11 protein-coding genes are annotated in these 10,501 nt (G+C 65.6%); 2 read left to right on the top strand and 9 right to left on the bottom strand.

The window, feature by feature from the left end; all coding sequences use genetic code 11:
• Nucleotides 1-12: 12 nt before the first annotated feature.
• Both ACGLHS_RS05500 and ACGLHS_RS05495 read right to left on the bottom strand, forming a co-directional pair.
• Nucleotides 13-657 (bottom strand): hypothetical protein, encoded by a 645-nt coding sequence (locus tag ACGLHS_RS05500; protein ID WP_394477574.1) that lies wholly within the window; start codon nucleotides 655-657, stop codon nucleotides 13-15.
• A 5-nt stretch (nucleotides 658-662) separates the two neighbouring features.
• Nucleotides 663-974 (bottom strand): phosphopantetheine-binding protein, encoded by a 312-nt coding sequence (locus ACGLHS_RS05495; RefSeq protein ID WP_093237572.1) that lies wholly within the window; start codon nucleotides 972-974, stop codon nucleotides 663-665.
• Between the two features lie 99 nt (nucleotides 975-1,073).
• On the opposite strand from ACGLHS_RS05495, the gene ACGLHS_RS05490 reads away from it, so the two are divergent.
• Both ACGLHS_RS05490 and ACGLHS_RS05485 read left to right on the top strand, forming a co-directional pair.
• On the top strand, nucleotides 1,074-2,591 hold the full coding sequence (locus ACGLHS_RS05490; protein ID WP_394477571.1) for a helicase HerA-like domain-containing protein: 1,518 nt from the start codon (nucleotides 1,074-1,076) through the stop codon (nucleotides 2,589-2,591).
• Between the two features lie 89 nt (nucleotides 2,592-2,680).
• Entirely contained in the window at nucleotides 2,681-3,631 is a 951-nt protein-coding gene (locus ACGLHS_RS05485) for a class I SAM-dependent methyltransferase (protein ID WP_394477568.1), read from the top strand.
• A 21-nt stretch (nucleotides 3,632-3,652) separates the two neighbouring features.
• Here ACGLHS_RS05485 and ACGLHS_RS05480 read toward each other — a convergent pair whose 3' ends face one another.
• The 7 genes from ACGLHS_RS05480 to hflX all read right to left on the bottom strand — a co-directional run bounded on the left by ACGLHS_RS05480 (nucleotide 3,653) and on the right by hflX (nucleotide 10,485).
• Nucleotides 3,653-4,177, bottom strand: coding sequence for a phosphoribosyltransferase (locus ACGLHS_RS05480; protein ID WP_013542102.1), 525 nt, complete (start codon nucleotides 4,175-4,177; stop codon nucleotides 3,653-3,655).
• Between the two features lie 17 nt (nucleotides 4,178-4,194).
• The gene (locus tag ACGLHS_RS05475) at nucleotides 4,195-5,526 is read right to left on the bottom strand and encodes an adenylosuccinate synthase (RefSeq protein WP_394477566.1); all 1,332 of its coding nucleotides are present in this window, start codon (nucleotides 5,524-5,526) and stop codon (nucleotides 4,195-4,197) included.
• Nucleotides 5,527-5,549: 23 nt separating this feature from the next.
• A complete protein-coding gene (locus ACGLHS_RS05470) occupies nucleotides 5,550-6,710 on the bottom strand; it encodes an ATP phosphoribosyltransferase regulatory subunit (RefSeq protein ID WP_394477564.1) in 1,161 nt (386 codons plus the stop codon).
• A 44-nt stretch (nucleotides 6,711-6,754) separates the two neighbouring features.
• A complete protein-coding gene (locus ACGLHS_RS05465) occupies nucleotides 6,755-6,943 on the bottom strand; it encodes a DUF2065 domain-containing protein (protein ID WP_394477561.1) in 189 nt (62 codons plus the stop codon).
• Between the two features lie 13 nt (nucleotides 6,944-6,956).
• Nucleotides 6,957-7,856, bottom strand: coding sequence for a protease modulator HflC (gene hflC, locus ACGLHS_RS05460; protein ID WP_394477559.1), 900 nt, complete (start codon nucleotides 7,854-7,856; stop codon nucleotides 6,957-6,959).
• Between the two features lie 17 nt (nucleotides 7,857-7,873).
• A complete protein-coding gene (gene hflK, locus ACGLHS_RS05455) occupies nucleotides 7,874-9,241 on the bottom strand; it encodes an FtsH protease activity modulator HflK (RefSeq protein ID WP_394477557.1) in 1,368 nt (455 codons plus the stop codon).
• 74 nt (nucleotides 9,242-9,315) lie between these two features.
• The gene (gene hflX, locus ACGLHS_RS05450; RefSeq protein ID WP_394477555.1) at nucleotides 9,316-10,485 is read right to left on the bottom strand and encodes a GTPase HflX; all 1,170 of its coding nucleotides are present in this window, start codon (nucleotides 10,483-10,485) and stop codon (nucleotides 9,316-9,318) included.
• Nucleotides 10,486-10,501 lie beyond the last annotated feature (16 nt).

Below are 10,501 nucleotides of genomic sequence, written 5' to 3'. Positions count from 1 at the left end.
GGCTGCGCCTGTTTATCGGCCGCCGGCGCCGTGGTCCACCGACGAGGTGCCGTAGAACGCGCGCACAGCATCCACCAGGCGCGTGCGCTCGAACTCGGGATGCAGCCGGTAACGCACCAGGTGCTCGCCCACGAACAGCACCGCCACCATCACCGGCGACAGCACGTTGGCGAACAGCGACCAGTCGGAAAACGGCCGTGTCATGTAGATCGCGATCGACGCCACCACGACGAGGGCGAAGTACCCCGTCCAGATACGCGTGAGCTGCGTGGTGTAGGCCAGCATGTGGCCCTTGAGCGGATGAACGCGCTGGGCGAACTGTGTGATCAGCGGCGTGCTGTTGCCGCGCAGCGTGGAGCCGAACCAGCCGCACAACGCGCTGTTGATGGCCACGTGCTGCAACACATAGAGACGGTTGGGGTCGCCTGCTTCACCCAGGAACACAAGTGCAAAACCGCCGATGCCCAGCACCGCGACGGCAACGAAGCCCCAGCGGCCGAACCAGCTGGCGGCAAGGCCCATCGCGGCGAGCCAGAGAGGTCCGAGCAACACCACCACCGCCCACGGCGCCGTGGCGTGGAACAGGGTCATCCAGTGAGAGAGCCCGGCATAGGCGACTCCCACCAGCAGCAGGAGTGCCAGTCGCCATCGTGACATGGGGATCAGGAAGCGGCGCGATGCTGTGCGACGTGGGTCGCGAGCGTGCGCAGCGACTGAAAGATCTGCTGGTTGCGTTCGTCGTCCGAACGCAGCTGGAAACCATAGCGCCGCGAGACTTCGAGGGCGACTTCGAGAATGTCGATCGAGTCGAGCCCGAGGCCTTCGCCGTACAGCGGAGCGGTCGGCACGATCTCCTCGGGGGCCACCTCGAGATTGAGCGCGTTCACAAGCAGCACGGCCAGCTCTTTTTCAATCGGCGACTGTTCTGGCGCGTCGCCAGTGGCGGGAATGGGGGGCTGAGCAGTCGATGACAAAAAAACCTCCTGAAACTTTTTCCTGAACTACCGTGCGGGCCGTGGATTATAGGAGTGCCGCTTGATTAGACTGCCCGTTTCGATACGACGGAGCACCCCATGGCCGACCCCCTTCTGATCGCACGCCACGACACCATCGAGTGCAACCTGCTGCCCAGCCTGGCCAACCGCCACGGCCTGATCACCGGCGCCACCGGCACCGGCAAGACGGTCACCCTTCAGACGATGGCCGAGAAGCTGTCCAGCATCGGCGTGCCGGTGTTCATGGCCGACGTGAAGGGCGACCTCACCGGCATCAGCCAGAAAGGCGCCATCGGCGACAAGCTGGCCGCCACGCTCAAGGAGCGCGGCATCGAGGTGCCCGAGCCCTCCGCCTGCCCCGCCACGCTGTGGGACGTGTTCGGCGAACAGGGCCACCCGGTGCGCGCCACCATTTCCGACATGGGCCCGCTGCTGCTGAGCCGCATGCTCGACCTGAACGACACCCAGGCCGGCGTGCTGAACCTGGTGTTCAAGATCGCCGACGACAACGGCCTGCTGCTGCTCGACCTGAAAGACCTGCGCGCGATGCTGCAGTACGTGGGCGAAAACAGCAGCCAGTTCACCACCCAGTACGGCAACATCAGCGCCGCCAGCGTGGGCGCCATCCAGCGCGGGCTGCTGCAGATCGAGACCCAGGGCGGCGACAAGTTCTTCGGCGAGCCGATGCTCAACATCGCCGATTTCATGCAGACCGTGGGCGGCAAGGGTGTCATCAACATCCTGGCGGCCGACAAGCTGATGAACTCGCCGCGCCTGTACGCGACATTCCTCTTGTGGATGCTGTCGGAGCTGTTCGAGCAGTTGCCTGAAATCGGCGACCCCGAGCAGCCCAAGCTGGCCTTCTTCTTCGACGAGGCCCATTTGCTATTCAACGAAGCGCCCAAGGCGCTGGTGGAACGCATCGAACTGGTCGTGCGGCTGGTGCGCTCCAAGGGCGTGGGCGTCTATTTCGTGACGCAGAACCCGCTGGACATTCCCGATTCGGTGCTGGCCCAACTGGGCAACCGCGTGCAGCACGCGCTGCGCGCCTTCACCCCGCGCGACCAGAAGGCCGTGAAGGCGGCCGCCAGCACGATGCGGCAAAAGCCCGGCCTCGACATCGAGACCGCCATCACCGAACTCGCCGTTGGCGAGGCGCTCGTGAGCTTCCTCGACGACAAGGGCCGCCCGAGCGTGACCGAGCGCGTGTTCGTGCTGCCGCCGGGCAGCCAGCTCGGCCCGATCACGCCCGACCAGCGCAAGGCGCTGATCGCCAATTCGCTGGTGGCCGGCGTCTACGAAAAATCGGTCGAACGCGAGTCGGCCTATGAAAAGCTCAAGGGCCGCGCCGACAGCGCGCCCAATGCGCCGCCGGCCACCCTGCCGGGGAATAAACCCGCGACAGAAGCCTCGGGTTCAGGCATGGGCGGCATGCTCAACGACATGCTTTTCGGCACCACCGGCCCGCGTGGCGCAAAGCACGACGGCTTGGTGCAGACCATGGCCAAGTCGGCCGTGCGCACCATGGGCACGTCGGTCGGCAAAGAGATCCTGCGGGGGGTGCTGGGCGGGATCTTCGGCAGCAAGAAGCGCTGAAGAAAACCTCTGCCCGATTCCGCGGTTGGATTCGCCACGGCGCGGCGGCATCACTATGATGGCGCCCCCGCACGACATCCCCAAGGACCATGCCGCACGCCCACGAAGCGCTTTCCGAGACCGTGCAGCGCCTTTCGCGGGACAGGTTCACCCGCTTCGGCCGGCTGCCGCTACAGGGCTTCCAGACGGCTCGTGAACGCTTCGTGCGGCTCGACCCAGAGGCGACCCGGCTGCTGCAGGCGAAACGCGGTGAAATGCTGGACCTGCTGGACGACGAAACCGTGCGCGAAGCGTGGATCTCGGAGCACGCGCGCCAGCTGAGTGAAGTCGCCTATCGGCACAACCAGTTCCTGTCTCCCGCCGACATCGAGAGCTCACCAGCCGCGCCGATCTACAGGGAATTGCTGGCGCGGCTGCGCACGGCGCTGGCTGCGCCCTCTTCCCTGATGCCCCTCGACCAGGCCTTGCAACCCTTGCTGGCGGCGCACCACGCGGCGCTCTGGCGCTGGTCCACCGGCCTCTTGGCCGAACGTTTCGGGGATTCACTCGCACAACCGGTCTGCAGCGAGTACCGGGCCGAACTCCAGCTGAAGGTACTGGGCATCGACGTGCATCAGCTGGCGGAGCCGATCCTCGACCTGGGTTGCGGCGAAGGCGCTCACCTCGTGCGGCATCTGCGTGCGCTCGGACTCGCGGCCTGGGGAATGGACCGGCTGGCCGCACCCGACCACGTCGTCTGGCAAGGCGACTGGCTGGATGCCGACGCGCCGCTGCAGCCGCAAAGCTGGGGCACGGTGATCTCGCACATGGCTTTTTCCAACCACTTCCAACATCAGCACCTGCGGCGCGACGGCTCGGCGGCGGCCTATGCGGCGCGCTACATGAAAGTGCTGGAGGCGCTGAAACCGGGCGGGCGCTTCGCCTACGCGCCGAGCCTGCCCTTCTTTGAAGCGCTGTTGCCGCAGCAGCGTTTTCAGGTCACGCGGCGGCCCGTTGCGGGCACCGCGATGGAAGCGACCGAAGTGCTGCGGCGCACCTGAGCCTGTGGGCTCAGGGCGTGGTCAGACCGACCACTTCTCGAGCAGCTTTTCAGCGCCGAGCGAGTCGTAGCCCTCGAAGGGCTGATGGATCCAGGGGTTCGTCGCCAGGTACTCCACCGAGTAGTCGGGGGTGAAGGTCGACAGCGCCTTGGTCCAGATCACGGCGCTGCGCAGCTCGGTGATCGGCTTGTAGTTGTTGCGCAGCATGTCCATCACCGCATGCAGCGTGTGGCCCGAGTCGGCCAGGTCGTCGACCAGCAGCACCTTGCCGGCGATCTCGCCCTTGGGCGTGGTGATGAAGCGCGCGATGTCGAGGTGGCCCTGCACCGTGCCGGCATCGGCGCGGTAAGAGCTGGTCGACATGATGGCCAGCGGCTTGTCGAAGATGCGCGAGAGCACATCGCCCGGGCGCATGCCGCCGCGCGCCAGGCACAGAATGGTGTCGAACTCCCAGCCCGACTGGTGCACCTTGATCGCGAGCTTCTCGATCAGGTTGTGGTACTCGTCGTAGCTGACGTAGAGATGTTTGCCGTCTTCGGTCAACATGGTTCTTCTTTTCCTCTTCAGTCGGCCAGGTAGGGGTGGCGCATCATGATCGTGTGGTCGCGGTCGGGGCTGGTCGACACCATGTGGATCGGCACGCCGGTGACCTGCTCGATGCGCTGCAGGTACAGGCGCGCATTGATCGGCAGCTTGTCGTACTGCGTCACGCCGACGGTGCTTTCGCTCCAGCCTTCGAGGGTTTCGTAGATCGGCGTGCAGCGCTCGATTTCGTCGGCGCCCATCGGCAGGATGTCGGTGATTTCGCCGTCGAGTTCGTAGCCGGTGCACAGCTCCAGCTTTTCGAGACCGTCGAGCACGTCGAGCTTGGTGATGCACAGGCCCGACAGGCCGTTGACCTGCGCCGAGCGCTTGAGCAGCGCGGCATCGAACCAGCCGCAACGGCGGCTGCGGCCGGTGGTCACGCCCTTTTCGGCGCCCACGGTGCTCATGTGGTAACCCGGCGTGCCCGGCGTGGCCCAGTCGAGCTCGGTCGGGAACGGACCACCGCCCACGCGCGTGCAGTAAGCCTTGGTGATGCCCAGGATGTAGTGCAGCATGCCCGGGCCCACGCCCGAACCGGCAGCGGCGTTGCCGGCCACGCAGTTGCTGGAGGTGACGTACGGGTAGGTGCCGTGGTCGACGTCGAGCAGCGTGCCCTGCGCGCCTTCGAACAGCAGGTTGGCGCCGTTCTTGTGTGCGTCGTTCAGCTCGCGCGACACGTCGGCCATCATGGGCTTGAGCAGCTCGGCGTGCTTCATGGCCTCGTTGAAGACTTCGTCGAAGTCGATGGCCGGTGCGCTCAGAACCTGCGTCAGCACATGGTTGTGCAGGTCGAGCAGCACGCGCAGCTTGGCGGCGAAGCGCTCGGGGTGCTTCAGGTCCTGCACGCGCAGGGCGCGGCGGGCGATCTTGTCTTCGTAGGCCGGGCCGATGCCGCGACCGGTGGTGCCGATCTTCTCGATGCCGCCCTTTTCGCGGTAGGCCTCGCGCGCGATGTCGAGCGCGGCGTGGAACGGCAGGATCAGCGGGCAGGCCTCGCTGATGCGCAGGCGCGAACGCACTTCGACGCCCGCCTTCTCCAGCCCTTCGATTTCCTCGAACAGCTTGGCGGCGGAAAGCACCACGCCGTTGCCGATGTAGCACTTGACGCCGGGTCGCATGATGCCGCTCGGGATCAGGTGCAACGCGGTCTTCACACCGTTGATGACCAGCGTGTGGCCCGCGTTGTGGCCGCCCTGGAAGCGGACCACGCCCTGGGCGCTTTCCGTCAGCCAGTCGACCAGCTTGCCTTTGCCTTCGTCGCCCCACTGGGTACCGACGACGACCACGTTTCTTCCGGTGGTTACGCTCATGCTCGTTCCATTACTTCAAAAATTCAGATCGCTCGGACATTCCACTGGCCCGCTTGCTCGACGAGCTCGCGGTCACAGTGGAATTCATCGATTTCGCTGCCGTGTCCTGGCAGCACGCAGACAACCGTTTCACCGGCCTTGCGCAATTGGGCAATGGCCTGCCGCAGCCCGGCCGCGTCGCTCCAGGGCGCACGGATCGCGGCGCGCAGCGGCCGGGCCGGCAGCACGCCGACCAGTTCGCGCACGTCCAGGCTGAAGCCGACGGCCGGACGATTGCGGCCGAACACGGCGCCCACCTCGTCATAACGGCCGCCGCGCACCAATGAATCGGCCGCGCCCGGCACGTAGATGCCAAAGCGCATGCCGCTGTAGTAGGCATAGCCGCGCAGGTCTGCCAGGTCGAAGCTGATCTGGCGGCCCGCAACGCCGCTCAGGCCGGCCGCGAGCTGCTTCAGGTCGGCCAGCGCGGCGCCCACGGCGGGCGTGCCTTTCAGGGCCTTGGCGGCCTCGTCCAGCACCGACACGTCGCCGTACAGCTGGACCAGCGTCCGCAGCCCGTCGCGCGAGGCCGCGGGGAAATCCTTGGTGAGCGACTGCAGCTCGCTCGCGTCCTTGGCGGCCAGCGCCGCGTGCACGCGGGCCAGGGCCGCCCCGTCGACCGGCACGCCGGCGAACAGCGCACGCACGATGCGGGCATCGGCCAGGTCGACGATGACGCCGTCGCGCAAGCCGGCTGCGTCGAGGCAGTCAAGCGCCAGCAACAGGGTTTCGGTGTCGGCCTCGAGGCCGGCGTGGCCGTAGATCTCGGCACCGAACTGCAGCGGCTCACGCGTGGCGTGCGGCCGGTCGGGCCGGGTGTGAAGCACCGGGCCGCAGTAGCACAGGCGGGTCACGCCTTCGCGGTTCAGCAAATGGGCATCGATGCGCGCCACCTGGGGGGTGGTGTCAGCACGAAGGCCCATGCTGCGGCCGGAGAGCTGGTCGACGAGCTTGAAGGTTTGGAGGTCGAGCGCCTCGCCGGTGCCAGACAGCAACGACTCGAGATGCTCGAGCAGCGGCGGCATCACCAGCTCGTAGCCATAGCCACGGGCGGTATCGAGCAGCTGGCGTCGAAGTTCTTCGATGTGGCGCGCCTCGGAAGGCAGCACATCGGCAATGTGATCCGGGAGGACCCAGGCGGACATGGGAATCGGGGGCGTGGTTAAACCGGGATTCTACCGGGACCGCGCTACCCCAAGACCCAAAGGAGTGCCAAACCCAGCAAGATGCTGCAAAGTCCAAAGAAACGGAGCTGGCCGTCGCGCAGCTGCATGAGCTGCCCGAAGCCGCGCCGCCACCCTCCTGGCGACACGAAAGGCAGGACGCCTTCGATCACCAGGACGAGCGCCAGCGCGCTCCAGAATGTGTCGGCGCTCACGGCTCCGAACGAATCAACGACGAGGCGCGTTGGTGGTCGATCCCGAACCCTGCATGGCCCGGAAGAAGTCCGACGACGGGTCGAGCACCAGCACGTCGCTCTTCTTGTTGAAGCTCTGCTTGTAGGCCTCGAGACTGCGATAGAACTGGGCGAATTGCGGGTCGCGGCCAAAAGCCTCGCCGTAGGCGGAAGCGGCCTGGGCATCGCCCTCGCCCTTGATCTTCTGCGCGTCGCGGTAGGCATTCGCCACGATCACTTCGCGCTGGCGGTCGGCATCGGCACGAATCTTTTCGCCTTCGGCCGTACCGGTCGAACGCAGCTCGTTGGCAACACGCTTGCGCTCGGCTTCCATGCGGCGATAGACCGATTCGGTGATGGCTTCGACGTAGTCGACACGGGTGATCCGCACGTCGACGACATCCACACCCCAAGGCTTGGCGCCCTTCACCACCGACAGCACTTCGCGCTGCACGTCGGCCATCAGGGCCTCGCGACGCACCGAGATCAGGTCGCGCACGGTGCGCTTGTTGATGTTTTCCTGGAACGCATTGCGCACCACGCGGTTGAGCTGCATGGCACCCGCGTTTTCGTCGAGGCCGACGTTGCGGATGTAGGCCTGCGGATCGGAGATGCGCCAGCGCACGTACCAATCGATCACCACGCGCTGCTTTTCCGCGGTCAGCATGGGCTCGGTGTCGAGGCTGGACAGCGTCAGCAGGCGCTTGTCGATGTACGACACGTTCTGGAACGGCGGCGGCAGCTTGAAGTTGAGGCCCGGCTCGGTGATGACCTGCTTGATCTGGCCGAGGGCATAGACCACGCCGAACTGGCGCTGGTCGACCACGAAAAGGGTCGAGCTCAACAGCACGAGCAAGACGAGGATCGACGATGCGATGAATCCGATTCTGTTCATGTTCTTCTAGGCCTTTCTCAACGCACGTCGCGGTCACGCGAGCGGCCGTCACGGGCGCGCACATCGCTCGTCACAGGCGCCACCGGAATCACCGAGGACTGGGTCGGCGCGGTGTTGGCCGCGCTGGAGCTGGCCGCATCGACGGGCGTCGCCGCCGCGCTGTTGCCGCTCAGCTGCATCAGCTTGTCGAGCGGCAGGTACAACAGGTTGGAGCCCTGCTTGCTGTCGACCAGCACCTTCGTGGTGCTGGCGTAGATTTGCTGCATGGCATCGGTGTACATGCGGTCGCGGGTAACCTGCGGCGCCTTCTGGTACTCGGCCAACACGGCACTGAAGCGGCCGGCATCACCTTGCGCCTGGGCAACGATCCGCGCCTTGTAGGCTTCGGACTCTTCCTTGAGGCGCGATGCGGTACCCGTTGCAAGCGGCACCACGTTGTTGGCGTAGGCCTGGGCTTCGTTCTTGGCGCGTTCGCGCTCCTGGCCGGCCTTGAGCACATCGTCGAATGCAGCCTGCACCTGTTCAGGCGGACGCACGCCACCTTGCTGCAGGTTGATGCCGACGACTTCGACGCCGACCTTGTAGCGGTCGAGGATGGTCTGCATCAGCGCACGCACGCGCGGCGAAATCTGGTCACGCTCTTCAGCGAGCGCCGCATCCATCTTCATCTTGCCAACCACTTCGCGCACGGCAGTTTCGGCCACCTGCACAACGGTTTCGGCGGGCGACTTGCTCTCGTAGAGCCAGGCACGCGCATCGCTCAGGCGGTACTGCACGGCGAATTTGATTTCGACGATGTTCTCGTCTTCGGTCAACATGGCCGACTCGCGCAGGCCGGTGGAACGGACGATCGCGTCGCGCCCCACGTCGGTGGAGCGAATCTGCGTGGTCACGACCACTTCGTGGCGCTGGATCGGGTATGGCAGACGCCAATTGAAGCCGGCGCCCACGGTGGTCTTGTAGCGACCGAACTGGGTGACGACGGCCTGCTGGCCTTCGTTCACGATGAAGAAGCCGGTGCCCAGCCAGATCAGGACCGCCACGCCCAGCACAAGGCCAAGGCCGAAACCTGCGTTCTTCATGTCGGGCTTGAAGCCATTGCCGCCACCATTGCTGTTGCCGCCATTGGGACGATTGCCACCGCCCTTGCCGCCGCCGAAGAAACCGCCGAGCTTGCGATTGAGATCGCGCCAGAGTTCATCAAGATCGGGCGGACCCTGGTTGGGGCCTTGACCACGGGGGCGGTCGCCGTTGTTGTTGCCCGAAGGCGGAGGCGTCGGTGCGCCCGGGGGATTGGCATCAGGGGGGCGGTTGCCGGCCGGACGGTCGCCGTTGGAGGATGGCTCGTCGCCACGACCCCACCGGCCATCGTTCAGGTTGAACATGCCCAGAAACCCTCTCCGCGCTGGCTTTGAATTCATTCGCTTTGTTCTCTTGTCAGTGGCGGGATTGTGCCCAATCAATTGGCGGCATCGTGCAATTCAGCGTCCGCCTCAGGGGTCATCGTATCGGCTACGGAGCCCGACTGCCGAGCGAGCTCGGCGCGCAGCAGCGGCACGCCCTCGCCGCTCTTGGCGCTGAGGAAGATGCGGGGAACCTGCACGCCGTCGATTTCCATCTCGTCCTGCAGATGCAGCGGATGCTGCGCGCTTTCAAGGGCATCGAGCTTGTTGAATACCAACAGTTGCGGAACGGCTTCGGCGCCGATTTCGCGCAAGACCGACTGGACCTCGGCCATCTGCTCGGGGTAATGCGGATTGGAGGCGTCGATCACGTGCAGCAGCAGGTCGGCATCGACCGCCTCCTGCAGCGTCGCCTTGAACGCGTCGACCAGGCCGTGCGGCAGGTCGCGGATGAAACCCACGGTGTCGGAAATCGACACCTGGCGCCGAGCATCGCCCAGGTAGAGATTGCGCGTGGTGGTGTCGAGCGTGGCGAAGAGCTGATCGGCGGCGTACGCACGGGCCTTGACCAGCGCATTGAACAGAGACGACTTGCCAGCATTCGTGTAGCCGACGAGCGAGATGTTGAAGGTCTCGCGCCGCTCGCGCTGGCGGCGTTGCGTGCCGCGCTGCTTCTGGACTTTGGCAAGGCGCTCGCGTGTTCGCTTGATCGACTCGTTGATCATCCGGCGGTCGAGCTCGATCTGCTTTTCGCCCGGACCGCCGCGCACACCCGCGCCACCGGTCTGGCGCTCCAGGTGGGACCAGCGACGAACCAGTCGCGTGCTGAGGTACTGCAGACGAGCGAGCTCCACCTGCAACTTGCCTTCGTGCGAACGGGCGCGCTGGGCGAAGATTTCGAGAATGAGGAAGGTGCGGTCGTATACGGCCACATCGAGCTGGCGCTCGAGATTGCGCTGCTGCGCGGGGCTCAGGGACTGGTCGAAGATGACTTCGCTCGCCCTGTGCAGGGCGGCCAGTTCCTTGATTTCCTCGGCCTTGCCGCTGCCAACGAACAGCGCGGCATCGGGGGCCTTGCGTTTGCACGCGAGACGAGCGACAGGCGTCAGGCCCGCGGTCTGCGCGAGCAGGCCGAGTTCCTCGAGTTCGCTGTCGAAATGGGGCAGACCGAAGTCAACGCCGACGAGAACGGCGGCGCCTTCCTGGCGTGGGATCAGTTCAGACAAGCGGGATCAGAAATAG

This window comes from Variovorax sp. VaC1 (assembly GCF_043658315.1).
GTDB lineage: Bacteria > Pseudomonadota > Gammaproteobacteria > Burkholderiales > Burkholderiaceae_C > Variovorax.
Note: the sequence above shows the minus strand (reverse complement) of the source record. Positions and strands in the feature narration are given on the sequence as shown.

Bases quoted from the DNA above. Each gene is read 5' to 3' on its own strand.
- ACGLHS_RS05490 (WP_394477571.1), top strand. From the start codon at position 1,074: ATGGCCGACCCCCTTCTGATCGCACGCCACGACACCATCGAGTGCAAC.
- ACGLHS_RS05485 (WP_394477568.1), top strand. From the start codon at position 2,681: ATGCCGCACGCCCACGAAGCGCTTTCCGAGACCGTGCAGCGCCTTTCG.
- ACGLHS_RS05480 (WP_013542102.1), bottom strand. From the start codon at position 4,177: ATGTTGACCGAAGACGGCAAACATCTCTACGTCAGCTACGACGAGTAC.
- hflC (WP_394477559.1), bottom strand. From the start codon at position 7,856: ATGAACAGAATCGGATTCATCGCATCGTCGATCCTCGTCTTGCTCGTG.
- ACGLHS_RS05500 (WP_394477574.1), bottom strand. From the start codon at position 657: ATGTCACGATGGCGACTGGCACTCCTGCTGCTGGTGGGAGTCGCCTAT.
- ACGLHS_RS05470 (WP_394477564.1), bottom strand. From the start codon at position 6,710: ATGTCCGCCTGGGTCCTCCCGGATCACATTGCCGATGTGCTGCCTTCC.
- hflK (WP_394477557.1), bottom strand. From the start codon at position 9,241: ATGTTCAACCTGAACGATGGCCGGTGGGGTCGTGGCGACGAGCCATCC.
- ACGLHS_RS05475 (WP_394477566.1), bottom strand. From the start codon at position 5,526: ATGAGCGTAACCACCGGAAGAAACGTGGTCGTCGTCGGTACCCAGTGG.